Here is a 26,907-nt window from a genome sequence, read left to right as displayed (position 1 = left end):
AGGCAGGAGGCCCTCCGGCGCGGCGAACCTGTCCCGCACGCTCACGGGCGGGCTTCACGCTCCAGCCGCGGCAGTGGCGCGGGGAGACCCGGTTGAACGCGTTGCTCAGCAACAGCGTGACCAGTAGGCGCCGTGGGATGCTCAGGCCGGATTTGAGTAGTAGAGCGCTCGTGCTCATACGCGACATCACCGCATCCTGAAGCCCATGAAATGGTGGCTGCTCCTCGCGTCCCTGATCGTCACGTTGCTCACCGTCTGGCTGATCCTCTACGCGGGTGTGGCGCTGTCCACGCTCCTGTCGCTGGGCGCCGGGGCGGTCTGCCTGCTCTGGCTGGTCGTCGTCCTGACCATCCCGTGGAACCTGTGCTTCGCCGCCCGCCACGTCCTCCACGAGGTCCAGGTGTCCAGGGAGGCCGGTATCGAGGTGGCCCGGCACCGCGAGGACGAGGCGCGGCACATCGCCCGGCGCATGCTCGCGCTCGCGATCTCCGGCCACGTCGTGTCCGCCGCGGTGATCGCGGTCGTCACCTACTTCTCCGGGGCCCAGATCGGCTACTACTTTGCCGGGTTCTACCTGCTGGCGACCGGGTTCCGGCCGATCGCGGCGTACACCTCGCATCTGCGCGAGAGGGTCAGGACCCTCGGGCAGGAGGTACGGTACCCGCGCGTGGACGTGATCGCCCTGCGCGACCGGGTGGCGGAGCTGGAGACGATCACGCAGAACTTGCGCAGGGGCATCGAAGAACTGACCGCCGCCGACAGGGGGCTGGCGCTGGCCGACCACGATCTGGGCCGCCGCATGACACTCATTACCCGCCGTTTCGACGAGACCGTGGACGGGCTGAGCGACAACCAGGAGGTGATCACGGGGCTGAAGGCGTTCCTGCGGCTGGTCAGGGCGGACCCCGCGTAGGGGGTTCGCGATCGCGCAGCCGGCGTGCTCTGCCTGGAGTACCGGGATAACCCGGCGCACGCCCCTACTTGAGCCAGAAACCGGCTCACCCAGCGGCCTCGAGACCCCGGAAACACGAAATCCCGTCCGATCAATATGAGCGGACGGGATCCCGTCAGGCCGTTTCAAGAACGGCCCGGGCGGGGGGTCACGAGCGGGTCTGACCTGGGGTGGGTGAGAGCCCTAGAAGATCGCTTCCCGGGATGGTGATGATCGTTTCTCTAGACCGCTGAAATCCCGGTATCGGGATCGGTCAGTCGTTGCGGGGTTTGCTGAATTCTTCGATCAGCACGGGATACTGCTCCGCACCGTGTCCGGCGGCGATCGAGCGGTCGGCCATCGCCTTGATCAACTTTGGCAGTTCGGCGTTGACGCCCACCGCCTCGCTCTCCTCGATCAGGTGTGCCATCGCCCGCGCGTCGGTCTCCAGGGCCGACACCCCGGCCGGGAAGGAGCCGCTGTCGATCTGCTCGGCATACCCAGGCAGCCATTGGGCCACACCGGCAGCGATCTGCTGCGCGAACGGCGCATACGTTGCGGCGTCGACACCGGCCGTCCTGAGCAGAGCGGTGCCCTGAAGCCAGGCGTTCAGGACACTCCACATCATGGCAAGGCCGGCCACGTCATACAGAGACGCCAGCCCATGGTCCGCACCAAGGTAGGTGACGGTGCCGAGCGCGTCGAGCGTTGACTTGTGCGCCTCGAAGTCCGACTGCGGCCCGCTGTGGAGAATCACGGCTTCGGCGGTCCCGATCGCCGACGGGATGGCCATGATGGCGCCGTCCAGGTAATGGGCGCCGCGCCGCTCGGCCCATTGGGCGGCTTCCCGGGCCTGGGCCGAGTCGCCCGAGGTCAGGTTGATCACCATCTTGCCGTCCGGCTCGATATCGCGCGCGCCGAGCAGTTCGTGCATGGCCTGGTAATCGGTGACGCAGATGATCGTCAGGGAACTTGCCTTGAGCGCGTCGCCAACCGTTGGCGCCAGCCGTGCACCCTCGGCCACCAGCTGGTCGGCTTTGGAGGTTGTGCGGTTCCACACGGTTGTGGGATGCCCGGCTTTCAGGAACGCGCCGGCGAGCGCCCGGCCCATCAGTCCGAGTCCGATGACCGTCACGGGTGTATCGGTTTTGCTGTTCATGGCAGCATCGTCAACGTTGATACCGGTGTGAAGGTCAAGTGAGGTTTCGATGTTGATCGGGGAACTTAGTCGTCGGACGGGCGTGAACGCCCATCAGTTGCGCTACTACGAAGCCCAGGGTCTGCTGGAGGCAGACCGCGGCCATAACGGTTACCGCGAGTACGACGAGAACGCCGTGCTGCGGGTGAAGCAGATCCGGCACCTGCTTGGTGCAGGTCTGTCCTCTGAGGACATCGCGTACCTGCTGCCCTGTGCGGTCGGAGAGGCCCCGGAGCTCCTCGGATGTCCCGAGTTGCTAGCCGCGATGCGGTCACGGCTGCAGCGACTGGACGATCAGATGGACAGGCTCGCTCAGTCCCGCGACGCTCTTGCCGACTACATTGATGCGGCCGATCGAATGGCCGGCGAGAACTATCCCCCCTTCGACGATGCCGACCAGGAGCCCGTGCCCGCCTGAGCGATCTGTTGGGTTTCGGCTAGGAACCCAGGGTCCCCGTCCTGCCCCGTTCGCAAGAATCTCCAGGCGGGGGCATCTCTCCATGCATGGCCTGCGGCGAGACGCTCCGGCGACGACGACCCCCAGTCACCCATGGCGGTGGCGGGCCGGATGAGGCACCGTCCTCGCCTTACCAGTGGAACGCCTCACCGCCCTCGGCGCCACCCACATCGACATCGGCCAACCCGCCGAAGCTCCGTGGGTCGTCCTCGCCGACCCGGAAGGCAATGCGGCGCCCCCTAGCCTCCGCCCGCGACCGCCCGCCCGCTTCCCGGCTGGTTCGAGATCGTTTCCCGATTCCTCGGGCTTCAGGCGAGGTCGAGAATCGGGATCAGTTGCTCCTCCTCATACGTCAGGTGCGCTTCGAGCTCATCGACGAGCCGCTCGATCTCGGCCCGTACCTTCAGCGGATCCTCACCGGAAAGGGCCTGCTTCAGCTCTTCCAGGAGTACGGTGATGCGCTCGTGCTCCTTGGCCAGCCGTTCCAAGGTCGGAGCGAGCGAGGGATGCTGCTCGGCCAGGCCGGGGAACATCATGGTGTCCTCGCCCGTGTGGTGATGGTGCAGCCCCTGGCAGACGGTCAGGCAATTGATCCTTAGCTGCACGCCCAGGCCTGGCCGTCCTGAATCGGACAGCTCCTTGCGGATCAGCGCGAGTTCGCGGCGGAAGCCGTCGTGCACCAGTTTGAGGTATGCACCGCCCGACGGTGCGCTATCCCGGGGCGGACCAGTCACGCGAAGTGCGACGACCGGGATGGGGCGCGTCGTCTTGGCCTGATAGTCGGCCCAGCCGGGGTCGCCTTCCACCGCGCGGGCGAACGCCGCGTCACGCTCGGCGCCCTCCAGGACCTCCGCCTCGACATCGAAGACGAGGACGCCAGTCTCCACGGTGGCGCGCGGGTCGACCTGCAGATCGTGGTACCAGGCCGGGTTGTTCGGCGCTCCCCCGGCGAAGGCGATGACCAGCATGCACTTGACGCCGTCGGGCAGGTAGGCGAGCGGGGTCGTGTACGGCTTGCCCGAGCGGGCGCCCGTGGTGGTGAGCAGGAGCAGCCTCGCTCCCTCGAAATGGCCACCGACTTGGCCGTTGTTGGCGCGGAACTCGTCGATGACCTGCTTGCTGAAATCCATTCTTCTCCATTGGTGGTTCCTGCTGTGCCGTACTGAATGGAGAAGAAGACGGCGGGCCGCGGGCCCGCCCGGCGATCAAGCGTCAGCCGGGCTGCTCTCTGGTGCGTGGCCCAAGGCCGACCCGGCAGTCACACAGGTCACGCTACTTCATCAGAATATTTTCCACAAAAGTGACATACCTGCGTGCCGGCGATCTCTAGGAGGGCCGGACGTCCCGCCGAGCCCGGAGCCAAGAGGCATGGTTCCATCGATCAGGTACCGAGCTGTCTGTGCGCCCGCTCTATTACAGGCGTTACTGGTAGGGGTGGTCGACCGCCAGGTCCGCGAGCCGTGGGTTGACTTCGGGAAACGAGCCGTCGCCGAACAGGATCCGCGCCGCCATGGCACGACCGGCACGACCGCGTAGCGCAGTCACCGCCACCTCCGCCGCGGCAGGGGATCGGATGCCGGCGAACACGCGGCGCAGCAACAACCGGCCTCGGAACCGGGTCCGCAACGCGTCCCCGTCGTACCGGCTCAGCATGCGTTGGTCGCCGGTACGCAGGTACCCGGCGGTGACCGCCGCGGCCAGTTCAGACATGCGCAAGCAGGGGTCCAACCCACCGGCCGTCAGCGGCGACACCGCGCCCGCCGCGTCTCCGACCAGTAGCCCGGCGGGGCACGCCAACCGTCGCAGCACACCGCCGACCGGGATCGGACCACCTCGGCGCTCGACCGGCCCGGTCGGCGGTGTACTGCCGGGCGCATCCGCGGCGAAGGCGTCCAGCAGGTGGCGGATGCCGGTGCTCATCGCGTTCGGATATCCCGCGACGCCAATGTGCGCATGCCGGCCGTCGTCGATGACCCACCCCAGGTACCCCGGAGCGACCCGGGGGTCCAGCACGCAGTGGAACGCCGGGGTGGTCGTGCCCGACGCGATCGGGTGGACGAGCTCGGCACCGACGAGGAAACGCCGGTTGACATCAAGGCCGAGATCACGGGCCACTCGGGAGCGGGCGCCGTCCGCGCCGACGATGAACCGGGCCTTCACCGGTTCCGCACCCACGAACCGCACAAAACCCATCGACGCATCGACATACCGCACGCCCAAAAGGACCCGTGCCCCGGCCGACTCCGCCTCGCGGCGCGCGTGCGCGTAGACGGCAGCCATGTCGGCCACGCGGTACTCGTCCCGGTCACTGGTGAGCCGGATCGGTGCCCGCCGCGACGGCGGATACAGCAGCACGTCCCGGACACCGGGCCCGAGCAGGTGATCCGGCACGTCGAAGTCATCGAGGGTGCGGCGAACGAAGATCCCGGTCGTGCGGATGCCCGTCGAGAGCGACCTGCGACGGTCGACCACCATCACGTTCAGTTCCCGTCGCGCGAGCAGGCGGGCTGTGCGCAGGCCGGCCAGACCCGCACCCACGACCAGTACATCCACTGTCTGCATATCTTGCGACGGTAGGGGCGATGCCTCATCCATACGATGGTTTGCACGCTACCCGCCCCATACCTCCACACCGTCGCCACACTCGAGACCGTGGATTGCTCCTCTGCCGAGAGGTAGCAGTAGAACCGGCGGCCGACGTGGATGAGGAGCTCGCCGTCGAGGCCGGAGGCGTTGGGCAGGGTCAGCGCCCCGAGGTAGGCCGGCGCGGACGGGTGCGACCAGGTGAGCGCCGTTGACGACGGGACGGCCGACGTCGCTCAGGAGCTGTCGCGCTTGGCCTGCCGGCGCGCACCGGCCGCCAACGTCTTGGCCTGGCGGCGGCGCAGAGCCGCTGAATCCGGGCGGCGATCGGCCAGCTGGCTCGTCGTTGAATGGGACGTCCTGCCGCTTGCCGCTCTGGGTGGCGGAATGGTCTGGTGCTGACGTGCCGCGGCCAGCCGTTCGGCCTTGAGTTCCTCGGCGCTGTGCCTGGCCGCGGTGGCGAGGTGGCGGCTTACTCTGGCCAGCGCGTCTTCGAACACTTCGGCCTTTTGCGCATTGCGACGATTCTTCGGTCGTGCGGTGCCGCGACCGCCGAATTCCTCTACCCGGGCGCTGGCTCCTCGCCGGTACAGCTTGACGTATTTATTACGCGCGCGACGTATGCGCGTGTGCAGTTCGACGAGCTCATCCTCGTCCAGCGCGGCCAGCTTCTCCCTGTCGGTTTCTCGCACCAAGTCCATCTCGACCTCGGTCAACGAGTTCAGCAGAGCCTTCACGACCATGCCCCCGTTTCGTCTCCGATACAGCAGGGTCTCGAACGCACTTTTGATCGCGTTCGGTCAGGGGAGGCATCAAGCACGATATCAAAGCTCATTGCTGGTACGGCGGCCGCGTTCGTGTGAGCTGGGCGAACGCGCCAACCGGTGTAGCCGAGAAGAGCGCAGGGAGGTCGGCCGGCCATCGGATGAATCCGCTGGGCAGGCGGGTGGCCAGTTCCGTGCCGTTCACCAGCAGCGTCAGGCCAAGCCGGTGCGGGGGCAGCCATGCCCGGATCGCCAGGCGTACGGCGTTTGACACCCTTTATAGCTAACCGCTATCTATTGGCTAACCGTTAGGGGATGGGGTGGAAGACGCAGTGCTGGCGATGCTCGCCAAAGAACCGTCGCACGGGTGCCACCTACGGCGGAGGAGCGGCGCCGGCGGCGCCGGGGGGCCTGGCGGTTCAGAAGGTCCGGGCGGTACAGGAGGACGCTCCGGGTCACGGAGGTCCGGTGGCCGGGGACGAGGTGACCAAGGCGGTCGCAGCGGGCTGAGCGGGCCGGGCGACGACGGTCCCGGCGGCGGGCGTGGGTGGTCGGACGGGGACGGCGGCGGCTCTCGCCGTACCGGCTGGAAGCGTTTCATCCCCGGCTGGAAGATCGTGGTCCTCGGCGTCACGGTCCTGGTGGCGGGTCTCTTCGGCATGATCATGGTGGCGTACGCCAACACCCCGTTACCCCTGGGGACCCAGCAGCACGCCGTCGAGCAGGGCAGCATCATCTATTACCGGGACGGCAAGACCGAGATCGCGCGACTCGGCACCAAGCGCGAGATCGTCCCGATCGCCAAGATCCCGACGCATGTGCAGGACGCCTTCATCGCCGCGGAGAATCGCACGTTCCGCACCGACCCGGGCATCTCGGTGTCGGGCATCATGCGAGCGGTGTGGAGCACGGTGACCGGCCGGCAGGTCCAGGGCGGCTCGACGATCACGCAGGAGATGGCGCGGGGCTATTACGACGGCCTCAGCCAGGAGCGGACGCTCCAGCGGAAGGTCAAGGAGATCTTCGTGGCCATCCGCGCCGGTAAGGAGATGTCGAAGAACGAAATCCTGGCCAACTATCTGAATACGATCTACTTCGGCCGTGGCGCGGACGGCATCCAGGCAGCCGCTCAGGCCTTCTTCGACACGGACGTGGACAAGCTGACCCCTGCCGAGGGGGCCTACCTGGCGGGCCGGATCCAGCGCCCGGACGCGTTCGACCGGGCGGAAGCGGAGAAGAACTGGGCACCGACCCGGGAGCGGTTCACCTACGTCACCGGCGGCATGGCGATCGTCGACCCGGCGAAGTACGGGCACCTGCCCAAGACGGCGACGTTCCCCAAGCTGGCCAGGCCGGACAAGAAAGAGACCCTCAAGGGCATCAACGGCTACATGGTGGACATCGTCCAGCGCGAGTTGGAGAAGCGGAAGATCTCCAAAGAAAAGCTGCGCAGCGGCGGCTACCGCGTCACGACGACGTTCGACAAGAAGCTGATGCTGGCCGCGAAGAAGGCGGTCGAGACCAACCTCACCGCCGTCCACGACAAGCACATCCACGCGAACATGGCCGCCGTGGACCCGCGCAACGGCCAGGTGGTCGCGTTCTACAGCGGCCACGATTACCTGAAGGGCTTCACCAACAACGCCTTCGACGCCTACAAGCAGGCCGCGTCGGCCTTCAAGCCGTACGTGCTGGCCGCCTGGCTCGAGAACGGCTACAGCCTCAAGAGCTACGTGTCCGGCAATGGACCGGTCACGCTGCCGGGCACCAAGCCGATCGGCAACTCGCACGACGTGGGAGTTGCCGTGCAGATCGACCGGGCCACCGCCGAATCGGTGAACACGGCGTTCGCCACGATGGCGCAGGAGGTCGGCCTGAACGAGGTCGAGAGGATCGCCGAGGGCGCCGGGATCGACAAGGACGACCTGGCGCAGGCCATCAAGGACCACGCGTACGGCATGTCCATCGGCGCCGGCCTGGTCACCCCGGTCAAGCAGGCCGCCGGGTACGGCATCTTCGCCAACGGCGGCGTCCACCACGACGCGCACGTGGTCCTCTCGGTCAAGACGTTCAAGGGGATGACCGTCATAAGGGAGGCCGGCCAGCCCAAGACGGTCATCAGCCCGGACACCGCCGCCGACGCCACCTACGCGATGCAGCAGGTGGTCAAGTACGGCACCGCCAGGGGCACCTCGCTGCCCGGCGGACGTCCGATCGCCGGCAAGACCGGCACCAACAACGACAACAAGGAGGCCTGGTTCGTCGGCTACACCCCGCAGCTCTCATCGGCCGTCGGGATGTACAAGGAGATCCCGCAGACCGACCCGAAGACCAGGAAGGTCATCAAGGACGCCAACGGCCATCCCCTGAAGAAGGAGGTCTCCCTCGGGAACATCCAGGGTGCCGGTACGCCCACCAAGATCTGGCGTGACTTCATGACGATCGCCATGGCCGACAAGCCGGTCGAGCCGTTCCCGGCGCCCGCCTTCGGCGGTCAGACGCACGACCTGGTGCAGAAGCCGATGCCCGAGCCGACGCCCGAGCCGACCCAGGACCCGTCCGAAGACGACGACCTCGCCTGCTTCGCCGACCCGGCCTGTAGCAGCCCGGACGACGGCGACTTCGACGGTGATGACGACCCGTTCGGGAACGGCGGAGATGAGACGCTGAACGGCAACGACGATCCCACCATTACGGATGACGCCCAGCCCTTCGGCGGCGGCTGAAGGTCCGCGTGCGATACCGAACCCGCGCAAGCAGGGTGAGCGGTTCTTGAGTCGAGTCCCGGGATCTTGCCTCGGCCTGCGAGCCGGCGGTGGTGATCGCCAGGCGTACGGCGTTTGACACCTCTTACGGCTACCGCTATCTGTTGGCTAACCGTTAGGGGTTGGAGTGCAAGACGCAGTGCTGGCGATGCTCGCCAAAGAACCGTCGCACGGGTACCACTTGCACGCTCGGCTGCGGCGCAGTCTTGGCCCGCTGGGCGAGTCGATGAACCGTGGTCAGATCTATGTGACGTTGGCCCGGTTGGAGCGAGCGGGGCTCGTTGTCTGTGAGCGGGCGGACGGCCTGCCCGAGCGGCCGGAGCGCAAGGTCTATGCGCTGACGCCGGCCGGGCAGCAACGGGTGGCCGCCTGGCTGGCCGAGGTGGGCTGGCCGAAACCAGACCTGGCGGAGTTTCATCTCAAGCTCGCCGCTGCCGCCGCGGCCCGGCTGGCCGACCCGGTGGAGCTGGTGGCGGCGCAGCGCCGTGAGTTGCTGCGCCGCTTGCGTGAGGTGCAGCAGGCGGCGCTGGCCGAGCCGGCGGGGTCGGGCGCCGGCCTGCTGCTGGAAGGGGTCGTGCTGCGGTTGCAGGCGGACCTGCGCTGGCTGGATGCCTGTGAGCGGGCCTGGTCCAAGGTCGATGACGAAGTCGAGGATGGATGAACGTGTCAAGTGCCGCCGTCCGGGTCTGCGGCCTGGTGAAGACGCATGGTCAGGGGCAGAGCCGGGTCCGCGCGGTGGATGAGGTCGACCTGGAGGTGCCTCAAGGACAGATGCTGGCGGTGATGGGGCCCAGCGGCTGCGGGAAATCCACTCTGCTGCACCTGCTGGGTGGCCTGGAACGGCCCACCGGTGGGGAGGTCTGGGTGGCCGGGCGGCGCATCGACACCTTGAGCGAGCGGGCCCTGGCGCGGCTGCGACGCCAGTCGGTGGGGTACATCTTCCAGGCCTTCCATCTGGTGGAGGAGTTGTCGGCGGCCGAGAACGTGGAGCTGCCCGCGCTGCTGGCCGGGCGCTCGCGCCGCCAGGCCAGGCGGCGCGCGAGCCTGCTGCTGGAACGGGTCGGGCTCGCCGCGCGCGCCCGGCATCTGCCGTCGCAACTGTCGGGCGGGCAGCGTCAGCGGGTCGCCGTCGCTCGCGCGCTGGTCAACGACCCGCTGGTCGTCCTGGCCGACGAGCCGACCGGCAACCTCGGCACTGCGGCGACCCTCGATGTGCTGAGGATCTTCGAGGAACTGCGTTCCACGGGGCAGACCTTCGTGATCGTCACGCATGACGAGCGGGTGGCGGCCACGGCGGATCGGCTGGTCTCGATGCGCGACGGGATGTTCGTCGACGACACCCGGCTGTCCGGCTCCCACACACGCGGGCTCGGCGGACTGATCGGGCTGGAGGGCTGAACGTCATGGGCTCTCTCGTGCTCGTCGTGCGTCTGGTGCTGGCTGACGTGCGGCGGCACAAGGTCCAGGCCGTGATGCTCCTGCTCGCGGTGACCGTGGCCACCGCCACGATGACACTGGGTCTGTCCCTGCGCGGCGTGAGCGAGGCGCTGTACGAGCAGACCCGCGCGGCCACCGCCGGGCCGGACGTGGTGGCACTCTCCGGCGACACGGGCCCCGCCGTGACCTCGGCCCTGACCTCGCTGGCGAACGCTCCCGAAGTAATCGCCCACCATGGCCCCTATCGCATCGTCTACGCCGACCTCACCACGCGCGATTCCACGTCGTCCCCAGTGGTGGTGCACGGCTTCGCCGAGACGCCCGGCACGGTCAACCGGCCGCTGGTGACCTCGGGTCATTGGGTACGCTCCGGCGGCACGGTCCTCGAACGCGGCTTCGCCACCGCGCTGGGCATCAGCGTCGGCGACCACGTCACCATCGCCGGCCGGCCGTACCCCGTCGTCGGGATCGCCGTCACCGCGGCCACCTCCATCTACCCCTGGGCGGCGCAGATCGGCCCTGGCGGCGGCCCCAGCGACTACAGCGGCCTGGCCTGGATGACCCGATCAGATGCCCAGGCCCTGGCGTCGTCCCACGATCTCCCGGTGACCATGGCCCTGGACCTCAAGCTGCGCCACCCCGCCGCGACCGAGGCCTTCAGCGACGCCCACCACATCTCCACCGCCAGGGTGAACTTGCATACCTGGCAGTTCAAGGCCGAGCAGGACACCCGCATCCTCAACTCCAGCCAGCCGATCCTGGTCGTCGGTAGCTGGCTGCTCAGCTTCCTGGCCATCACCGGAGTGACCGCGCTGGCCGCGGGACGCGCCGCCGAGCAGACGCGCCGGGCCGGGCTGCTCAAGGCCGTCGGCGCCGCCCCGGGCCTGATCGCCACCGTCCTGCTCACCGAGTACCTGGCGCTGGCGCTGGTCGGGGACGCGCTGGGGCTGGTGATCGCCCGCCTGACCGTGCCCGCCATCGCCAACCCCACCGCCAGCCGGATCGGCGACGCCGCCGGGCTGACCGGCGCCACCGTTGCCACGGCGACCGTCCTCGCCGTGGCGGTGGCGGTGCTGTCCACACTGCGTCCCACACTGCGGGCCATGCGTACGGCGACCGTCACGGCGCTGACCGCCACCGCACACCAGCCCCGTCACCGACCCTGGCTCACCGCGCTGTCCGCGCTGCTGCCCACGCCGCTTCTGCTCGGGCTGCGGCTGACCGCCCGCCGGCCGGGCCGCGCCGTACTGCAGGCGTGCTCCACCGCCACCACAGTGATCGCGATCGTCGCCCTGCTGACCCTCTACGCCCAGCCGGAGAGGGGCTACGGCCTGGATGGCTCCTCCGCCCTGCCCAACCTGCGGGGCGAGCATGACCGCCGGCTGATGCTCGCCGTCACCATCCTGCTGATCGCACTCGCCGTCGTGAACACCATCACGTTCACCTGGACCACTGCCATAGAGGCCCGGGCGAACATGGCCATCGCACGTACGCTCGGCGCCACCCCCGGGCAGATCTCCGCGGGGCTGTCCACCGCCCAGCTCATGCCCAGCCTGCCCGGCGCCATCATCGGCGTTCCCCTGGGCATCGGCCTGTACTCGATGTTCCCTCTCGGGAAATGGACCGTACCCCCCTCTTCCTGGCTGCTCGGCGCCGTACTCGCGACTCTCCTGGCGACGGCGGCACTCACCGCCCTGCCCGCACGCCTGGCGGCGCGCCGGCCCGTGGCACAGGCCCTCAGCGCCGAAACAGCGTGATCGGCCCCGCTCAACAGGCATCGGCAGCGCTCAGCGGGCCGAGGCCCGCACAACCCCGCAGACCTCATCCGCCTCACCAGCGTTTGCCGATGGCTTCAGCGCTGGCGTCGCAGCGTCCAGAACAGCCAGTTGCCGGTGGCCGCGCACGTGGCCACGTCCCAGCCTTGACCACCGAGTTCGGAAAGCACCGCGACCAACTCGTCGTAGCTGCCGGAGAACATGCGCTCTTTGCTCCCGGGCAGGTTGACCCGGATGGTCTGCTGATCCCACAACCACTCGACGATGGCGAACTCGTACGTGAACATCGCTGCCTCGCATCGATCGACTGCTACAGGAAAATAGCACGCCTCGTGATCTTGGACCGGCTCGGTCGGCCAGAACGCGCACGGCGTGATGTTGGCCCCGGCCGCGCCGAACATCGGGTACCGGATCCGGTCGATCGCGACGTTGCTCTGGTAGGTCCGGACCGACTCCGGCCAGTCGGAGTCGTTGCAGATCACGTGCGACTGGCCGGCGATGTAGTTGTCGGCGGGCGCTCCGTTCATACCGGACGGCTGTTCGCCGGCGGCGGACCGGGGCACCAGGTTGCCGGTGTCGAGCGCGCGCCAGATCTCGGCCAATCGGGCCAGGGTGGGCGCGAGCAGGCCCATCGCGGCGGACCGGATCAGGCGGGCTCTGCCGCGCAGGTCAGCTCGCGCACCGGGCGTTTCCCCGTGGTCAGGAACGTCGTCACCGCGGTGTCCGCGCACGTGTTCTCGCCGAGCAGGTAAACACCATGGCCGCCCTGGTCGACGGTCACCATCCGGGCCCGGTCGCCGAGCGCCCGCTGCATCTTCCTGGCGCCGGCCAGCGGTGTCCCCGCGTCGCGCAGGAACTGCACCATGAGGACGTTCGACGCACCCCGGTCATGGACGCGCACCGGCGGCTCGATGGGGTCGGACGGCCAGAACGCGCACGGCCGGATGTTGGCAGCCGCCGCGCCGAACATCGGGTACCGCTTCCGGTCGATCTCGACGTCGCGCTGGTACGTACGGATTGACCTGGGCCAGCGCGAGTCACCGCAGACCACGGCCAGGTGGCTGGCGAACGAGTTGTCCGAACTGGGCGCGGCCTCCTTCGATGCCGACGACGACGGTGTCGACGACTGGCCGGTGTCGGTCGACTTCCAGAGCTCGGCCAGCGCAGGGAAAGTCGCGTCGCGGAAGAGCATGACGAACGTGGCCATTCGGAACATCGCACCGTCGGCTCCCTGGACCGGTGTCCTGTCCAACCGTTCGGCGAGCTCGAAGTACTTCTCGGTCACGCGCTCTGGCGTGCTGCCCAGCCCGTACTCGGGGTGGGCTGCGGCGTACTCGGCGAAGTCGGGGAGCCGGTCCTCGACGCCTCGGGCGAACAGACTCCTGTCCTCGTGGTTGATGCCGCCAGGGGGCAGGTTGCTGTCGATCACGATCCGGTCGCTGCGCTGCGGGAACAGTGTGGTGTACACCGCGCCGAGCTGGCTGCCGTAGGAGTAGCCGAGGTAGGAGAGCTTCGGCTCGCCCAGTGCCTGCCGGATGCGGTCCATGTCGCGGGCGGTGTTGGCGGTGGTGGCGTACGGCAGCATGAACGCCGTCTTCGACGTGGCGCACTGCCTGGCGATGGCCTTGACCTCCGCTGCCCGCTTCGCGACGTCGGCCGCGGTGGGCGCGTACGGCGGGACGTTGCCCCGCAACTGCTGCTCCGGCGTCAGAGCGCAGGTCACCGGCGTGCTGTGGCCGACGCCGCGCGGGTCGAATCCGATCACGTCGTAGGTGTCCAGCACCCTCCGCGGCAGACCGGCGGCCACGAGATCGACCGGGAACCGCAGGCCCGCCGCGCCCGGGCCGCCCGGGTTGAGCAGCAGCACGCCGCGCCGCCGCGCCGGGTCCTTGCTCGCCAGGCGGGACATCGCGACCTCGATCTTCCGCCCGTCCGGCTTGCGGTAGTCCAGCGGCACCTTGAGCGTCGAGCACTCCAGACCGGGCGCGGCGACGTTCTCCGGGCACGGCCCCCATCGCACCGCGCTCGGCGTGGCCGTCGCCGCGGCCGGCACTCCCGGCAGGAGGGTCGTCGCCACGGCGGCGACGGCCAGGGCTGTCAGGGCTTTTCGCATCTGATTTCTTTCTATGAACTAGATGGGCATGGGCGTAGACGGGCCGTCGGGAGGCGTGATCAGCGCTCGTCCGGGTTGGTCATCCGCTCCTGGAACAGCCGGTTCGCGCGGCGCTGCTGGTCGTTGAGCATGTGCTCGCCGAAGGCGGCGAGCATCGAGGGCGCGTCGGCGCCGACCTCGGTGTCGGGGACGTTCTTCAGGAGGGGCAGATAGTGCGCCACCATGTCCTCGGCGAGCGGCCCGATCTCCTCGTCCGGGGTGTCCGGGCCGAGCTCGGGCATCGCGCCGTGGCGGCGCGGGCCGGCGATCGCCGCCCGCCGGCATGTGAGCCGCTCGATCCCGGCGGCCGCCTGCCGATCCAGCGTGCCGGCGGCCGGACGTAGTGCTTCATATGGTCGATTACAGCCGTCGCGGCACTTTTCCGGCAGTGCGACCACGTCACGACCCCGCCATGACATGTCGCAGGGTGAAGTCATGACGTGGCGTCACTGGTGACACCCTGACGCGATCCGGCCCATCCAGCGGCCCACAGCCCTGAACACCACGGAATCCCATCCGATCAAGATGATCAGACGGGATTCCGTCAACGTCTCTCAAGCCGTTTCAAGAACGGCCCTGGGTGGGGTGTTCACGAGTACGGCCGGCCAGTCCCGGGTCAGCCGTGATCGTTTCCCGGATTCAGGTCCCGGGGCCCTGTCGGTGGTCCGGGCCGGTCAGGTGGTGGCGTTGTCGACCGGGAGCAGGCCGCGCTGGTTGAAGACGTTCTTGGCGACGAAGGTGGCGTTCAGCGCGCGGGGCATGCCGCAGTAGACGGAGGCGTGCAGGAGCGCCTCGGTGATCTCGACGGGGGTGAGACCTACGTTGAGGGCGGCGTTGATGTGGACGTCGAGTTGGGGCTCGCAGCCGCCGAGGGCGGTGAGCATGCCGAGGGTGACCAATTGCCGGTCGCGGGGGGCGAGTTCGGGGCGAGCGTACATTTCGCCGAAGGCCCAGGAGACGACCTGGTGACCGAGTTCGGGTGAGATGTCGGCCAGCGAGTCGACGACCTTCTGCCCGGCAGCTCCGTCGACCTGCTGGAGTACTTTCAGGCCGTGCTCGTACTGTTGTTCGCGGTTCACGCGTCCCCCAGGAGATGCTCGTAGTGACGGATCTTGTCGTCCAGTGCGTGACCGTTGGCTTGCAGGTGTGCGATGCGTTCGTCCAGCCGGATGCGGTGGTCGCGGAGCAGGGCCAGTCGGTCGGGGACCGTTGCGGTGCCCGCTCGCCGCAGTTCGGCGAAGTGCTGCATGTCGGCGATGGACATGCCGGTGTCGCGCAGTCGGAGCAGGAACTCGATCCAGGCCAGGTCGGTCGTGGCGTAGCGGCGCCTGCCGCCGGCGGTGCGGTCGATCGGGCTGATGAGCCCGGCCTTCTCGTAGTAGCGGAGGGTGTCGGGCGACAGTCCGGTACTGTCGGCCACTTCCGTGATGGTGAGCGTTTCCGCAGGTAGTGGCTTTTCACTGGCCATAGAAACGAGAGTAGGAGTTGGAGCGCACTCCAACGCAAGCGGGATAGCGGGTTTCGTCCTGCGCGCCTCGATCAGTGCCTGCCGCCCGCTCGGGATTCCTCCGCGCTTGACACCACTCCGCTTGTAGTACTACGTTTAAATCACTCCAAACAAAGTACTACATAAGGAGCTGATCGAATGCGAAAGCTTGTGTACTACGTCGCCGTCTCGCTCGACGGCTACATCGCGGGACCCAACGCCGAGTTCGACTTCTACCCCCTGTCGGACCAGATGGCCGCCTGGATCAACACCCGATATCCCGAGACGCTCCCCACCCACGTCCGCAAGCTCGTCGGCCTCGACGGCGTGCCCAACAAAGTCTTCGACACCCTGGTGATGGGGCGCGGCACCTACGAGCCGGCCCTGGACGTCCCCACCACCAGCCCGTACTCCCATCTGCGCCAGTACGTCGTCTCCAGCACGCTGACGATCGACGACCCGACGGTGCAGGTGGAGACAGGCGACCCGATCGAGCTCGTCCGGCGGTTGAAGGCCGAGGACACCGGCATGGACATCTACCTCTGCGGCGGCGGCAAACTCGCCGCCTCCCTGCTCCCGGAGATCGACGAGATCATCCTCAAGAGCTACCCCGTGGTGGCGGGCACGGGCATCCCCATGTTCTCCGGACAGTTCCGCCCCACCCTGTTCACTCCCGCCCGGCGTGAGTCCTTCGACAACGGCGCCCAGGTCACCTGGCTCACCAGGGCTTAGAACGACAAGGAGAAAGCATGCATATCAAACTCCCCGCCTCGATCACCCAGGCCAAGACCGACCACCAGGCCCGGTCGTCGCACCGGAACGAGCACCCGGCGCGCGACCTCAAGCCCACGGGCCGGACCAACCTCTCCCGCCGCCCGACCGCGGCCCCCCGCCGCAGCGGGTACTGAGCGGACCGGCGCGCCATCACACGCGCCGGCGGCCGAGATGCAGGTTGAGGACGCCGGTCCCGACCCGAGCACCACGGCGCCGATGATCATCGCCCACCTCATGGTGTCCGTCGTCTGGCGGACGGCGATCCACCGATCGGTGGATCGCCAGGTCCCGTCCACTGGTCGATGCCGGAAAAGCGCTGGTCATAGCAGGCTGAGGAGCCTCAGCACATCGCCGGAAGGACGGGCATGCCACCAGTGATCGAGGTACGCGACCTCCACAAGCGCTATGCGGACAAGGTCGCCGTCGACGACGTCTCGCTCACCGTCCAGGAGGGTGAGATCTTTGGCATCCTCGGCCCGAACGGCGCCGGCAAGACGACGACCGTGGAGTGCATCGAGGGCCTCCGCACGCCGGATCGCGGTGAGATCAAGGTGCTCGGGCTCGACCCCCTCCGGGACCGCGCCGAGCTGACCCGGCGGCTCGGCGTCCAGTTGCAGGCCGGCCACCTCCCCGAGCGGCTACAGGTCGCCGAGGCCCTGGAGCTCTACAGCTCCTTCTACCCCGAGCCCGCCGACTGGCGCGCGCTGCTGGACGGCCTCGGCCTGGCGGACAAGGCCAAGACGAGGTACGCCAAGCTGTCCGGCGGCCAGAAACAACGGCTCTCGATCGCGCTGGCGCTCATCGGCGGCCCCCGGGTGACGATCCTCGACGAGCTCACCACCGGTCTCGACCCGCAGGCCCGGCGCGACACCTGGGACCTGATCGAGGGCGTGCGCTCTCGTGGGGTGACGATCGTGCTGGTCACCCACTTCATGGAGGAGGCCGAGCGGCTGTGCGACCGGCTCGCGCTGATCGACGCCGGCCGCGTCGTCATGGTGGACACCCCGGCCGGTCTGACCGAGCGGGCGCGCATCGAGCAGCGGATCCAGTTCCGCCCGTCCAGGCCGATGGACGACCGCCTGCTGACGAGCCTGCCCGACGTCTCCGGCGTCACCCGCCGGGGCGAGCTGGTCATCGTCAACGGCAACGACAACGCGCTCAACGCCGTCACCACCGTGCTGGCCCGCAACCAGATCGTGGCCGAACAGCTGCGTGTCGAGCAGGCAAGCCTGGAGGACGCGTTCGTCCAGCTGACCGGCAAGCGCCTCGAACCCGGCCCGCGGTAACAACTCGCAGAGAGAGAGGACCTCATACCCATGTCAGCCCTGCGCACCGCCGCACCCCCCGTCACCGCCGAGCGAGGCTCCGCGACGTGGCGGCTCATCAAGGCCGAGAGCACGTTGTGCGTCCGGGACAAGGTCGGCCCCCTGTGGGGTATCGGCTTCCCGCTGATCCTGTTGATCGTCCTCGGCAGCGTCCCCGACCTGCGGGAGCCCGTGGAGGCCGGCGGCGGCCTGACGTACTTCGACCTGTACGTGCCTGTCCTGATCCTGTTCAATCTGGCCATCCTGGCCACGGCCTCCCTGCCGACCACGCTCGCGGGATACCGGGAGAACGGCGTGCTGCGGCGGATGCGGACCACGCCGGTCGGCCCGGCCCGCGTGCTAGCCGCCCAGCTCGTGGCCAACTTCGCCATCGCGGTCGTCGCGATGGTCCTGTTCCTCGCGGTGGCCGGGTTCGGCTTCGGCGTCGACCTGCCGAAGCACCTTCCCGGTTTCGCCCTCGCCTGGCTGCTCGCGGCGGCCGCGCTGCTCGCGATCGGCCTGCTGATCACCGCGCTCGCGCCCGGGCGTGGCCCGGCCACGGCGATCGGCACGGTGCTGTTCTTCCCGATGATGTTCTTCGCCGGACTCTGGATACCGATCTCGCAGATGCCGCCGCTGCTGGCGAACATCGCCCACTACACCCCGCTCGGCGCGGGCATGGGGGCGTTCCAGGACGCGTACCTGGGTCACTTTCCGTCCGCCGTACCGCTGCTGACCTTGGCGGCCTATGCGACGGTGTGCGCGTTCGTCGCGGTCCGCTGGTTCCGCTGGGAATAGACGCTGGGAATAGAATCCCGCGGGGAGAGGGAGTTTTGAGCAGGAAGATTTCGCAACAGCCGCCGTTCCTTCTGGTCAACGTGGTGCCGTACGCGCTACTGGCGCTCCTCGTCGCGATCCTGATGATCGTGGAGGACTGGGCGGGCGGCTCCTTGCTCATCGACCTCGGCCTGTGCGGGCTGGCGGCCGCGTGGATGCTCGGCATGTTCACCCTGCGTCCCGGCTGGTGGGACCGGCCACGGATCATGGGGGTGTTCGTCGCGGGGGTGCTCGTGATCACCGCGGTCCTGGTGGCCCGTCACCCCGCTTTCGGGCTCTTCACCCCTGCCGCCTACATCTACTCCTTCACGGTCCTGCGCTGGCCGTGGCGGCTGCTGGGCGTGGCCGCCGCGGCGGTCCTGGCCGGTACGGCGCAGGCGTCCGGCATCCCCAAGACGGACGCGCTCGGCCTGGCGATGCACGTGACCATCGTCGCCTTCAACATCGCCATGATGTGCAGCTGCGCCTGGGTCCTGCGGCTCGCCGAGAAGGAGGAGGAGCGGCGCGAGCAGACCCTCGACGAGCTGAGCCGGATGAACCGGCTGCTGGAGGCGTCGCTCGCCGAGAACGCCGGCCTGCATGCCCAACTGCTCGCCCAGGCCAGGGAGGCGGGCGTGCTCGACGAGCGCCGGCGGATGGCCCGCGAGATCCATGACACTCTGGCGCAGGGGCTCACCGGCATCATCGCGCAACTCCAGGCGGCCGAGCAGATGCACGAGGTCCCGGCGCCGTGGCGCCGGCCCTTCGACGCCGTCAAGAACCTGGCGAGGGAGAGCCTGACCGAGGCGCGGCGCTCGGTCGACGCGCTCCGGCCCGAGCCGCTGCGGACCGCGCGCCTGAGCGACGCGCTCGCCGGCGTCGCCGACCGGTGGTCGAAGCTGCATGGCCTGCCCGTCCAGGTCACGACGACCGGAACGGCGCGGCCGATGATGCCCGAGGCCGAGTTCGCGCTGCTGCGCACGGCGCAGGAGGCGCTGGCCAACGTGGCCAGACACGCGGGCGCGAGCAGAGTCGGGGTGACACTGTCCTATCTGGAGCAGGAGGTGGCACTGGACGTGCGCGACGACGGCAAGGGCTTCGACCTTGCGAGCCTTGAGCCTGGCGGGTTCGGCCTGACGATCATGCGGCAGCGCGTGGAAGGGCTGTCCGGCAGTCTGCGCGTCGAGTCCGAGCCCGGCGCCGGCGCCGGCATCTCGGCCTGCGTCCCTTGTCCGCTGACCGGGAGCGGCGCATGACCGGCACCCCGATCCGGCTGCTGATCGCCGACGACCATCCTGTTGTCAGGGATGGGCTGAGCAGCATGTTCGCCTCCGCGCCCGGATTCGAGGTGCTGGGCGCGGCCGCGGACGGCGCCGACGTGGTGCGGCTGGCCCAGGAACTGCGGCCCGACGTGATTCTGATGGACCTGCGCATGCCGGGCATGGACGGGCTGGCCGCGATCATCGAGCTGGCCCGGCTCGGCGTCAGCGCGCGCGTGCTGGTGCTGACGACCTACGACTCCGACACCGACGTCCTGCCGGCGATCGAGGCGGGCGCTACCGGCTACCTCCTCAAGGACTCCCCCCGGGAGGAACTGCTGCGTGGTGCGCGGGCCGCGGCCAGGGGCGAGAGCGTGCTGTCCCCCTCGGTGGCGGCCCGGCTGATGAACCGGATGCGGGCACCCACGCCGCAGCTGCTCAGCCCCCGCGAGCTGGAGGTCCTCGAACTTGTGGCGGCCGGGAACACCAACCGCGAGGCGGCCGTTCGGCTGTTCATCACGGAGGCCACTGTCAAGTCCCACCTGCTGAACATCTACACCAAGCTCGGGGTGAACGACCGCGCCGCCGCCGTCACCGAGGCGTTCAACCGCGGGCTGCTCGTTCCGCGGACGCCCGGACAGCCGTGACCCGCGGACGCCTCAAGGTCTCCGCTCAGGTGTTGAATCGGAAGATGGCTTGTGGGCGGTGCTGAGGAAAAGCACGGCGGCCCGGCCCTGGTCATCACCGACGACATGTTGCACACCATCCTGCGCCGAAAGGCTGCCGGCGAGACCGTGGGGGCCTTCCGGCCCGGCCTGATCATCCCCACCGGCAAAACGCAAGGCAGAGCCCGAGCCTGGCCGGCATCTACCGCGCCCTCGCCGTACACGACAGGGCCCAGACCTACCCTGAGGCGATCGATCAGGCCCACGCCGTCTTCGCCGCAGTCGCGGCAGCACGCGGACCCGCTTTGGGACACCAGTAGGTCGCCGGGGCGAACTGCGGGTCACTGCCTGGTCGCCTCGGGCTGGACGCCGAGTGCCTGCCGCAAGACGGCGTGCACGTAGCCGGGGTCGCCGGGTGCGTTGTCGATCAGGATGGCGGCGCAGAGTCCGTCAGAGGCCGCGACCACCGCGGTCACGGCGTCGGGGGAGTCGGTGCAGCGCTGGGCGAGCTCGGCGACGTGCTCGCGCCAGCGGCGGGCGATGGGGCGCAGGGCGGGCCGTCGCGCGGCGAGAGTGGACAATTCGCGTTCGGCCAGTGCGCGTTCGCGTCCGGTGCCGGCGGATTCGGCGATGAGCTCGGCAAGGCCGCGCAGCTTGTCGTCGCGGTTGTCGATGATGTGACGGATGCGCGCGGTGTATGCCTCGGTGACGCTGGTCAGGGCGGCGACGAGCAGGTCGTCGAGGGTGGCGAAGTAGTAGGTGCTCAGGCTGACGGGAATGCCGGCTTCCTTGGCGACGGTGCGGTGAGTCACTCCGGCCGCTCCGTCGCGCTGGACGACTGCCAAGGTGGCGTCGATGATCTCGGTTCGGCGCTTGTGGCCTCTGGCTTTGCGTCCGTCCGTTGACCTGTCGTCGTCTCCCATGCTCCCTCCCGGACATCAGGTTAGACGATCAGGCGAGGTTTCCCCGATGGGGCGGATGTGCCTGAGCGTGAGCAGGCACAGCGCGGTCACCGCGACGATCGCGGCCCCCGCGATGAGGGAGGCGGTGTTCAGCCCGGTGGTGAACGCTTCCCGGGCACCGTGGAGTGTCTCTGGCGGGACCCGGCCGGAAACCGCGAGGACGCCGCTCAGGCTGTCGGTGACACGGTCGGCGATCCCGACCGGCACGTCCGAGGGCGCCTGGACCTGAGACCGGTAGACGGCCGTGGTGAGACTGCCGAGCAGGGCGACCCCCACGGCGAGGCCGAGTTCCTGCACGGTCTCGGACATCGCCGCCGCCGATCCGGACTTCGTCGCTGGAGCGGCCCCGACGACGATGTCGGTGCCCAGCGCCGCGATGGCTCCGAGGCCGAGGTAGACGAAGGCGAAACCGATCACGACGCTCACCGCGCTGTCGGTGTCCGCTGTGGCGAGGAGCGCGTATCCGATCAGGGAGAGCCCCAGGGTCGCCGCCATGACCGTCCCTGGCCGGATGCGCCTGGCCACGATCGGGGCGCCGATGGCGGCGGCGAACATCGCCAGTGCGGGTGGACCCATCCACAATCCGGCCACCGCCGGCGAGAGCCCCTCGACCAGTTGCAGGAACTGGGTGACCAGGTACATCGTGCCTCCCACACCGACGAGCCCGATCAGCAGAACCGCCAGGGCGGCGGAGAAGGCGCGGTCGGCGAACAGCGTCACGTCCAGCAGTGGGGAGGCGAGCCGGAGCTGCCTGCGGACGAAGACGATCCCCGCAGCCGCACCGATCAGCACGAGTACCAACGTCAGCGCATCGACCCCGTGCGTGGCGAGGTTCTTCACGGCATAGACCACCGGCAAGATGGCGACCAGCGACAGGGCGACGCTGACGAGATCCAGCCGGCCTTCACCGGGTACCGCGTACTCGGGTAGCAGCGCACGCGCGCAGGCCAAGACGATCACCGCCACCGGCACCGCGATCAGGAAGGCCGCTCCCCACCAGAACCGGTCGACCAGGGCACCGCCCACCACCGGACCGGCCGCCATACCGAGGGCGAACATGGTCGCCCACACGCCGATGGCCACGGCCCGCTGCCGTACGTCGGCGAACATGTTGCTGATCAGCGACAGGGTCGAGGGCATGAGCGTGGCGCCCGCGATGCCCAGCAGCGCGCGAGCCAGGATCAGAAGACCGGAGCTCGGGGCGAACGCGGCGAGGACGGAGACGGCCGCGAACGCCGCAACTCCGATCATCAGCAGGCGTCGCCTGCCGATCCGGTCTCCCAGCGTCCCCATCGTGATGAGGAGACCGGCGATGAAGAAGCCGTAGGCGTCCATGATCCACATCGTCTGTGTGGCCGTGGGGTTCAGCTCGGCGGCCATGCTCGGCAACACCAGGTACAGCACCGTGACGTCGAGCCCCAGTAGCACGGTCGGCAACGCCAGCAGCCCCAGCCCGAACCACTCCCGCCCACCGGCACGCCGAGGCCCGGCAGGCGTTGTGACATTCTTCTCCAACGACATGTTTGTACGATAGTACAACTAGTACTATCGTACAAATACATACGAAGCGGTTCCCGGTCATGACGGCAGCGGCGCCTTGCAGCCCTGCGGAGCGGCCCGGGCGCGGCGAGCGCATCGTGCGCTCCTGTCGAGCCCGCTTCGAGCGGGCCGCAGGTTTGCGAGAGATCATGCGAACGGCGACCTGCGACTTGGCTCGTCTGCTCGCGGGTGGCCGCCATGCTCGACCGGCCGCCGCCGATGCCGTTCCGGTCGGCGAGCTGCCAGCGGATGCGGTCGTGGAGATCGATCGGCTGGTCAATGGCTGTATTTCGCTGCTGTACGGCACCAAAAAAAGGCCACTTCCGACAGGAGGAAGTGGCCTTTGACATGGGTGGGGTGTTCACGAATATGCGTGGCCTGCACCGTGTCGGGGATGGCGATGATCGCTTCCCGCAACATAACTGATCGTTTCCCAGCTGTTCGGCGCCTTCAGGTACTGACAGCTTCGTGGTCGCGCGGGACTAACGGTCGGGGTTGTGAATGACGACCCACTTGTCGCCACGCTTGAAGTAGAGCATGTCCGTGTCGGTGTAGAGGGTGGGGGACGCCTCGCGGTCGTTTTGGATCCACAGCCTGCCGAGCTGTGATGTGGCGAGATCAAAGATCGCTTGAGCCTTCCGTCCCTGCTCGTCGACGTGATCGATGGTGACGAAGCGATCGGCGACGAGTGACCGAGGGCTACTGCCCGGCAGGTCCACAGTCTGGCTGCCGTCTCGGCGGGTTGCCTGGTCGCCGGTGATGCACCAGATCACGTCGCACTGTGCCCGCACGGGATCGTAGAGCCTCTCCCCGGTGCTCACGTTCAGCAGATTTGTCATGCCCACTGGCCGTTCATCGGTCGGACGCCCCGCCCAGGGCCAACGGAAGAGACGCAGCCCCTCCGTACCTGCGGCGAACGACGGCTCGCCGCCCGACACCGGAACTTGATTGACACCGCCCGACTTGGTCGACGACCAGAAGATCTTGCCATCCCCAATGGCCAGGTCGACACCGTATATGGAGTCCCCGTGCACCTTGTCCACATCCAACTCGGCTGGGAACGAGACCACCGTCTGGGGAGTGCCCCCCGTAACCGGAATTGTCATGATGTGGATGTTCCGGTCCACATACTTAAACCAGGCGATCACGCCTTCGCCTATTGCCAGTGAGTCCACCGGCGCGATGGGATAATCGATGGTCGTCAAACGCCGAAAGGTCTCCGAGTCCACGCGATAAGTCCACAACTCAGGTGCAGGATCGTAGCCTTTCTTCGACACGTATCCGAGCATGGTCCGTGAATCGATGAACAGCTTTGGCGTGAACGCCTCACCATTCGGGACCTTCCGGGAGACCTCCGCGGTCACCGAAGGCAGCACCTGTTCCACCGGCGGCGCGAGCTTCTCCGTGATGATGGGTTGCGGCGTGATGGCAGGTTGCGTTTCGGGAGCCCGCCATACCACGGCCGACGTCACCCCGACCACGAGACCGGTGGCCACCGCGGCAACCGCCACCCGGCCGCGGCGTCTGCGCCGGGCCTGCCGTACGGTCACCTGGCGCAGCAGATCCGGAGGCGTGGGCGGGACCCGTGCCTCCGCGCCGGCAAACGTCTGGCGCAGCACCTTTTCAACGTCGTTCATCGCAAACTCCTCAGCGGGGCGACGGTGTCGCGCAGTTTGTCCAGGGCGCGGGATGCCTGGCTCCGCACTGTTCCCGGAGAAATGCCAAGCAACTGGGCGATCTCGGCATCCGACCGATCCTCGTAGTAACGAAGGACAAGTACGGCACGCTGCCGCTTGGGCAGTTTGGCAAGTTCGTCCCATAGGTCCAGCGGCGACTCCGTCACCGATTGCGGCTGGTCAGGCACCTCCCAAGCCAGGACTTCGCGCCTGCGCCGCCTCCAAATGGAGATGTGCAGCCGGATGATCGTGGTTTTCACGTAGCCCTCCGGGTCATGCTTGCGCTGCACGCGGGGCCACGAACTGCGCAGCCGTGCCAACGCCTCCTGAACCAGGTCGGCGGCGTCGTGCGGGTTGCCAGTGAGCATGTAGCCAAAGCGGAACAGCGCATCAGCCCGATTGGCAGCGAAATGCGCAAAGTCTGATGCGTCATCCACGGGGAGGAGTCCTCTCGTTCATCCCGGCTAAGACGTACCAAGACCCTGAAATGTTGCATCATGCAGGAATATGCTGAGCACATTGGCCAGAGCGATCGTCTCAAGGATCACGAAGCCGCCGACGGCACCGGCAAGGCATATGGTCATCTGGGTGTGCGCACCGCCACATGGGGACTGTAAAACCAACGGCGGATCTGATGATCAAGGAAGAGACGCTTGATGACCGAGACCGCCGCCAAGTCGCTGTCCATGAAGGAGCCGGCGCCAGCGACCCGCCTGCCACTCCCAGACCGGGTCAGCACCGCCACGGCCGTCAACGCGGCGAGCCACTGCCCCGCTTCGACCACATGAGCCGCCATCCACGCCGTGTCTCACCGGCGAGCGCCGGGCATGCGAACCGTTATGAACGGATGTGCTCGCTCCAGCCACTCGCCGGTCAGCCATGCTCCTGTGGTCTGATCGATGACCGCGAGCCAGGCGGCCCTCCAGTCGTAGCGCTCGTCAAGCTCCTTGAACTCGACAAAAGCCCCTGAAACGACAAGATCCCGCCCGATCGCAATGATCAGACGGGATCCCGTCAACGTCTCTCAGGCCGTTTCAAGAACGGCCCTGGGTGGAGCTGAGGGGATTCGAACCCCTGACCCCCTCGATGCGAACTGTAGGCACAGGCGTGGCCATAGCCTTCTTGGACTGCTGGGAGGTGTGTTGAGGGGCGGCGTGGACCGGCGGTGTGCGGCTGCGTTGCTGTACTTCTGTGCTGTACGGCAAGAGCATTCACCTGGGCGAACGCGCTCAGCCATGGAGACTCGGTGGCAAGTGGACCCGTATCGCAGGGCCGCCAGGCCCGAGAAACGGAAGCCGCGCGGCAGAGGGTGAACCTTCCCCTGTCTCGGACGGCATGCTTCCCCTTCATCCCTCGGCGTGCAGGATCGCCATAGCCTCGAGAATATCCGAGACCACATGGTCCGCACGGTGCTCCTCCCCCGGCCACGTGCCACGGTCAACCCAGATCGTTCGCAACCCCGCCGCACGCCCTCCAGCGATGTCGGCAACGAGGTTGTCACCGACCATCCATCCCCCGTCAGCGAGGCTCACCCCACACCGCTTAGCAGCAACCTCGAACAACCCGACATCAGGCTTACGGATGCCCTCGACACCTGACAGCGCGTACCCGTCGACGGCATCGGCCAACCCCGTCCGCTGGATCTTCCCGAGCTGGTTGTCCGCCGTCCCGTTGGTGACGATCCCGACCCGCCACCCTGCCGACCGCAACCTTGCCAGCCCAGCCATCACCTCAGGGCGACACCGAACAAGATCCGGCATACGCCGCCGGTACGCCTGCCACAGCTCATCCACCGACTCCCGCAACCCGAACCGCTCCCGCACCTTGCCGAAGAACACCTCACGGTGTGGGTAGCCGGCAGCGTCGAGAGCACGCAACCAACCCGCCGCGTGGTCGTCCAAAACATGCGCCTCAACGAACTCGCCCACCCACCCGCAGAAAGCCTCGTCAAGGTTCACCAGCGTGTTATCAAGATCGAAAAGCGCAAGCCGCACGCTGCTCACCCTACGAGATGAGGCGCCCAGCAGATTCCGGAGTGGTTCCCAGACAGCCCACCGTGGGTGCCGGCTCTGTTCGCTTGCCGGCTTGCCTGCCGCCCTCCCATAGCAGGGGCAGGTTCGCAGGAGTGAGGCCCGCGGGCTACCACCCCCGGAGCCCCACCCCCAGCTGAGATCCAGCACGCTCGGCGAAGCGACGGGGAACATCAGCGCTTCCAAACTACAGTACATAATGATCTCTAGAGGAAAATCCTTATCCCGTCGGATGAATTTCCTTCCAATTCGAGTAAGTACTCTTCTATCTGAGATCCAGCCATGTGGGTAACTCCCATCCCCTCGAATGCTGCATATCCGCACGTCAAGGCGA

At 67.9% G+C, this 26,907-nt stretch carries 28 protein-coding genes; 12 read left to right on the top strand and 16 right to left on the bottom strand.

Features of this window, described 5'->3' with window-relative positions:
• Nucleotides 1-205 precede the first annotated feature (205 nt).
• Nucleotides 206-913, top strand: coding sequence for a hypothetical protein (locus MBA17_RS45210; RefSeq protein WP_238504773.1), 708 nt, complete (start codon nt 206-208; stop codon nt 911-913).
• Nucleotides 914-1,205: 292 nt separating this feature from the next.
• On the opposite strand, the gene MBA17_RS45205 is transcribed toward MBA17_RS45210, so the two are convergent.
• On the bottom strand, nt 1,206-2,090 hold the full coding sequence (locus tag MBA17_RS45205) for an NAD(P)-dependent oxidoreductase (protein WP_238504772.1): 885 nt from the start codon (nt 2,088-2,090) through the stop codon (nt 1,206-1,208).
• Between the two features lie 49 nt (nt 2,091-2,139).
• Here MBA17_RS45205 and MBA17_RS45200 point away from each other — a divergent pair, with 49 nt between their 5' ends.
• The gene (locus MBA17_RS45200) at nt 2,140-2,547 is read left to right on the top strand and encodes a MerR family transcriptional regulator (RefSeq protein ID WP_238504771.1); all 408 of its coding nucleotides are present in this window, start codon (nt 2,140-2,142) and stop codon (nt 2,545-2,547) included.
• Between the two features lie 347 nt (nt 2,548-2,894).
• Here MBA17_RS45200 and MBA17_RS45195 read toward each other — a convergent pair whose 3' ends face one another.
• The 4 genes from MBA17_RS45195 to MBA17_RS45180 all read right to left on the bottom strand — a co-directional run bounded on the left by MBA17_RS45195 (nt 2,895) and on the right by MBA17_RS45180 (nt 6,207).
• Nucleotides 2,895-3,716, bottom strand: coding sequence for a nitroreductase/quinone reductase family protein (locus MBA17_RS45195; RefSeq protein ID WP_238504770.1), 822 nt, complete (start codon nt 3,714-3,716; stop codon nt 2,895-2,897).
• Between the two features lie 292 nt (nt 3,717-4,008).
• On the bottom strand, nt 4,009-5,181 hold the full coding sequence (locus MBA17_RS45190; RefSeq protein ID WP_238504769.1) for an NAD(P)/FAD-dependent oxidoreductase: 1,173 nt from the start codon (nt 5,179-5,181) through the stop codon (nt 4,009-4,011).
• Between the two features lie 224 nt (nt 5,182-5,405).
• Nucleotides 5,406-5,906: a hypothetical protein gene (locus MBA17_RS45185; protein ID WP_238504768.1), complete on the bottom strand. Its 501-nt coding sequence runs from the start codon at nt 5,904-5,906 to the stop codon at nt 5,406-5,408.
• Nucleotides 5,907-6,000: 94 nt separating this feature from the next.
• Nucleotides 6,001-6,207, bottom strand: a complete 207-nt coding sequence (locus tag MBA17_RS45180; protein ID WP_238504767.1) for a hypothetical protein — start codon at nt 6,205-6,207, stop codon at nt 6,001-6,003.
• Between the two features lie 343 nt (nt 6,208-6,550).
• On the opposite strand from MBA17_RS45180, the gene MBA17_RS45175 reads away from it, so the two are divergent.
• From MBA17_RS45175 to MBA17_RS45160, 4 genes are all read left to right on the top strand, one after another.
• The gene (locus MBA17_RS45175) at nt 6,551-8,659 is read left to right on the top strand and encodes a transglycosylase domain-containing protein (protein WP_238504766.1); all 2,109 of its coding nucleotides are present in this window, start codon (nt 6,551-6,553) and stop codon (nt 8,657-8,659) included.
• A gap of 187 nt (nt 8,660-8,846) precedes the next feature.
• Nucleotides 8,847-9,359, top strand: a complete 513-nt coding sequence (locus MBA17_RS45170) for a PadR family transcriptional regulator (protein WP_238504810.1) — start codon at nt 8,847-8,849, stop codon at nt 9,357-9,359.
• On the top strand, nt 9,356-10,096 hold the full coding sequence (locus MBA17_RS45165; protein WP_238504765.1) for an ABC transporter ATP-binding protein: 741 nt from the start codon (nt 9,356-9,358) through the stop codon (nt 10,094-10,096). Before MBA17_RS45170 ends, MBA17_RS45165 begins: the two co-directional genes overlap by 4 nt.
• Before the next feature lie 5 nt (nt 10,097-10,101).
• Nucleotides 10,102-11,892 carry an ABC transporter permease gene (locus tag MBA17_RS45160; RefSeq protein WP_238504764.1) on the top strand — a complete coding sequence of 597 codons (1,791 nt, stop codon included), beginning with the start codon at nt 10,102-10,104 and terminating at the stop codon, nt 11,890-11,892.
• Between the two features lie 95 nt (nt 11,893-11,987).
• Here the strand turns inward: MBA17_RS45160 and MBA17_RS45155 are convergent, their stop codons facing one another.
• The 5 genes from MBA17_RS45155 to MBA17_RS45135 all read right to left on the bottom strand — a co-directional run bounded on the left by MBA17_RS45155 (nt 11,988) and on the right by MBA17_RS45135 (nt 15,482).
• Nucleotides 11,988-12,542: a hypothetical protein gene (locus tag MBA17_RS45155; RefSeq protein WP_238504763.1), complete on the bottom strand. Its 555-nt coding sequence runs from the start codon at nt 12,540-12,542 to the stop codon at nt 11,988-11,990.
• Nucleotides 12,543-12,556: 14 nt separating this feature from the next.
• Nucleotides 12,557-14,023 (bottom strand): alpha/beta hydrolase, encoded by a 1,467-nt coding sequence (locus MBA17_RS45150; RefSeq protein ID WP_238504762.1) that lies wholly within the window; start codon nt 14,021-14,023, stop codon nt 12,557-12,559.
• 59 nt (nt 14,024-14,082) lie between these two features.
• Nucleotides 14,083-14,460, bottom strand: a complete 378-nt coding sequence (locus tag MBA17_RS45145) for a hypothetical protein (protein WP_238504761.1) — start codon at nt 14,458-14,460, stop codon at nt 14,083-14,085.
• Nucleotides 14,461-14,736: 276 nt separating this feature from the next.
• Nucleotides 14,737-15,141, bottom strand: a complete 405-nt coding sequence (locus MBA17_RS45140; protein ID WP_238504760.1) for a carboxymuconolactone decarboxylase family protein — start codon at nt 15,139-15,141, stop codon at nt 14,737-14,739.
• The gene (locus MBA17_RS45135; RefSeq protein ID WP_238504759.1) at nt 15,138-15,482 is read right to left on the bottom strand and encodes a MerR family transcriptional regulator; all 345 of its coding nucleotides are present in this window, start codon (nt 15,480-15,482) and stop codon (nt 15,138-15,140) included. Before MBA17_RS45135 ends, MBA17_RS45140 begins: the two co-directional genes overlap by 4 nt.
• 225 nt (nt 15,483-15,707) lie before the next feature.
• On the opposite strand from MBA17_RS45135, the gene MBA17_RS45130 reads away from it, so the two are divergent.
• The 6 genes from MBA17_RS45130 to MBA17_RS45105 all read left to right on the top strand — a co-directional run bounded on the left by MBA17_RS45130 (nt 15,708) and on the right by MBA17_RS45105 (nt 20,348).
• Complete coding sequence (locus MBA17_RS45130; protein WP_238504758.1) at nt 15,708-16,280, top strand: dihydrofolate reductase family protein; 573 nt, start codon at nt 15,708-15,710, stop codon at nt 16,278-16,280.
• Between the two features lie 17 nt (nt 16,281-16,297).
• Nucleotides 16,298-16,456, top strand: coding sequence for a hypothetical protein (locus tag MBA17_RS45125; RefSeq protein ID WP_238504757.1), 159 nt, complete (start codon nt 16,298-16,300; stop codon nt 16,454-16,456).
• Between the two features lie 231 nt (nt 16,457-16,687).
• Entirely contained in the window at nt 16,688-17,608 is a 921-nt protein-coding gene (locus MBA17_RS45120) for an ABC transporter ATP-binding protein (RefSeq protein ID WP_238504756.1), read from the top strand.
• Nucleotides 17,609-17,638: 30 nt separating this feature from the next.
• The gene (locus MBA17_RS45115) at nt 17,639-18,424 is read left to right on the top strand and encodes an ABC transporter permease (protein ID WP_238504755.1); all 786 of its coding nucleotides are present in this window, start codon (nt 17,639-17,641) and stop codon (nt 18,422-18,424) included.
• A gap of 35 nt (nt 18,425-18,459) precedes the next feature.
• The gene (locus MBA17_RS45110) at nt 18,460-19,698 is read left to right on the top strand and encodes a sensor histidine kinase (RefSeq protein WP_238504754.1); all 1,239 of its coding nucleotides are present in this window, start codon (nt 18,460-18,462) and stop codon (nt 19,696-19,698) included.
• Nucleotides 19,695-20,348, top strand: coding sequence for a response regulator (locus MBA17_RS45105; protein ID WP_238504753.1), 654 nt, complete (start codon nt 19,695-19,697; stop codon nt 20,346-20,348). Before MBA17_RS45110 ends, MBA17_RS45105 begins: the two co-directional genes overlap by 4 nt.
• Nucleotides 20,349-20,707: 359 nt before the next feature.
• Here the strand turns inward: MBA17_RS45105 and MBA17_RS45100 are convergent, their stop codons facing one another.
• The 6 genes from MBA17_RS45100 to MBA17_RS45075 all read right to left on the bottom strand — a co-directional run bounded on the left by MBA17_RS45100 (nt 20,708) and on the right by MBA17_RS45075 (nt 26,537).
• The gene (locus MBA17_RS45100) at nt 20,708-21,289 is read right to left on the bottom strand and encodes a TetR/AcrR family transcriptional regulator (RefSeq protein ID WP_238504752.1); all 582 of its coding nucleotides are present in this window, start codon (nt 21,287-21,289) and stop codon (nt 20,708-20,710) included.
• Nucleotides 21,290-21,304: 15 nt separating this feature from the next.
• Nucleotides 21,305-22,849, bottom strand: a complete 1,545-nt coding sequence (locus MBA17_RS45095) for an MFS transporter (RefSeq protein ID WP_238504751.1) — start codon at nt 22,847-22,849, stop codon at nt 21,305-21,307.
• A 294-nt stretch (nt 22,850-23,143) separates the two neighbouring features.
• Complete coding sequence (locus MBA17_RS45090; protein WP_238504750.1) at nt 23,144-23,287, bottom strand: hypothetical protein; 144 nt, start codon at nt 23,285-23,287, stop codon at nt 23,144-23,146.
• 62 nt (nt 23,288-23,349) lie between these two features.
• On the bottom strand, nt 23,350-24,504 hold the full coding sequence (locus MBA17_RS45085) for a hypothetical protein (RefSeq protein WP_238504749.1): 1,155 nt from the start codon (nt 24,502-24,504) through the stop codon (nt 23,350-23,352).
• The gene (locus MBA17_RS45080; protein WP_238504748.1) at nt 24,501-24,980 is read right to left on the bottom strand and encodes a SigE family RNA polymerase sigma factor; all 480 of its coding nucleotides are present in this window, start codon (nt 24,978-24,980) and stop codon (nt 24,501-24,503) included. Before MBA17_RS45080 ends, MBA17_RS45085 begins: the two co-directional genes overlap by 4 nt.
• A 909-nt stretch (nt 24,981-25,889) precedes the next feature.
• Nucleotides 25,890-26,537: an HAD family hydrolase gene (locus MBA17_RS45075; protein WP_238504747.1), complete on the bottom strand. Its 648-nt coding sequence runs from the start codon at nt 26,535-26,537 to the stop codon at nt 25,890-25,892.
• Between the last annotated feature and the right edge of the window lie 370 nt (nt 26,538-26,907).

The organism is Dolomitihabitans soli, assembly GCF_022213955.1.
GTDB lineage: Bacteria > Actinomycetota > Actinomycetes > Streptosporangiales > Streptosporangiaceae > Streptosporangium_A > Streptosporangium_A soli.
The sequence above is the reverse complement of the archived record's forward strand: the minus strand, read 5'-3'. Positions and strand labels throughout refer to the sequence as shown.

What these genes read in the sequence shown, in the direction of transcription:
- MBA17_RS45210 (WP_238504773.1), top strand. Translation starts at nt 206, where the DNA reads ATGAAATGGTGGCTGCTCCTCGCGTCCCTGATCGTCACGTTGCTCACC.
- MBA17_RS45205 (WP_238504772.1), bottom strand. Translation starts at nt 2,090, where the DNA reads ATGAACAGCAAAACCGATACACCCGTGACGGTCATCGGACTCGGACTG.
- MBA17_RS45200 (WP_238504771.1), top strand. Translation starts at nt 2,140, where the DNA reads ATGTTGATCGGGGAACTTAGTCGTCGGACGGGCGTGAACGCCCATCAG.
- MBA17_RS45195 (WP_238504770.1), bottom strand. Translation starts at nt 3,716, where the DNA reads ATGGATTTCAGCAAGCAGGTCATCGACGAGTTCCGCGCCAACAACGGC.
- MBA17_RS45190 (WP_238504769.1), bottom strand. Translation starts at nt 5,181, where the DNA reads ATGGATGAGGCATCGCCCCTACCGTCGCAAGATATGCAGACAGTGGAT.
- MBA17_RS45170 (WP_238504810.1), top strand. Translation starts at nt 8,847, where the DNA reads ATGCTCGCCAAAGAACCGTCGCACGGGTACCACTTGCACGCTCGGCTG.
- MBA17_RS45165 (WP_238504765.1), top strand. Translation starts at nt 9,356, where the DNA reads ATGAACGTGTCAAGTGCCGCCGTCCGGGTCTGCGGCCTGGTGAAGACG.
- MBA17_RS45160 (WP_238504764.1), top strand. Translation starts at nt 10,102, where the DNA reads ATGGGCTCTCTCGTGCTCGTCGTGCGTCTGGTGCTGGCTGACGTGCGG.
- MBA17_RS45155 (WP_238504763.1), bottom strand. Translation starts at nt 12,542, where the DNA reads ATGGGCCTGCTCGCGCCCACCCTGGCCCGATTGGCCGAGATCTGGCGC.
- MBA17_RS45150 (WP_238504762.1), bottom strand. Translation starts at nt 14,023, where the DNA reads ATGCGAAAAGCCCTGACAGCCCTGGCCGTCGCCGCCGTGGCGACGACC.
- MBA17_RS45130 (WP_238504758.1), top strand. Translation starts at nt 15,708, where the DNA reads ATGCGAAAGCTTGTGTACTACGTCGCCGTCTCGCTCGACGGCTACATC.
- MBA17_RS45125 (WP_238504757.1), top strand. Translation starts at nt 16,298, where the DNA reads ATGCATATCAAACTCCCCGCCTCGATCACCCAGGCCAAGACCGACCAC.
- MBA17_RS45120 (WP_238504756.1), top strand. Translation starts at nt 16,688, where the DNA reads ATGCCACCAGTGATCGAGGTACGCGACCTCCACAAGCGCTATGCGGAC.
- MBA17_RS45115 (WP_238504755.1), top strand. Translation starts at nt 17,639, where the DNA reads ATGTCAGCCCTGCGCACCGCCGCACCCCCCGTCACCGCCGAGCGAGGC.
- MBA17_RS45105 (WP_238504753.1), top strand. Translation starts at nt 19,695, where the DNA reads ATGACCGGCACCCCGATCCGGCTGCTGATCGCCGACGACCATCCTGTT.
- MBA17_RS45100 (WP_238504752.1), bottom strand. Translation starts at nt 21,289, where the DNA reads ATGGGAGACGACGACAGGTCAACGGACGGACGCAAAGCCAGAGGCCAC.
- MBA17_RS45095 (WP_238504751.1), bottom strand. Translation starts at nt 22,849, where the DNA reads ATGTCGTTGGAGAAGAATGTCACAACGCCTGCCGGGCCTCGGCGTGCC.
- MBA17_RS45090 (WP_238504750.1), bottom strand. Translation starts at nt 23,287, where the DNA reads ATGTTGCGGGAAGCGATCATCGCCATCCCCGACACGGTGCAGGCCACG.
- MBA17_RS45085 (WP_238504749.1), bottom strand. Translation starts at nt 24,504, where the DNA reads ATGAACGACGTTGAAAAGGTGCTGCGCCAGACGTTTGCCGGCGCGGAG.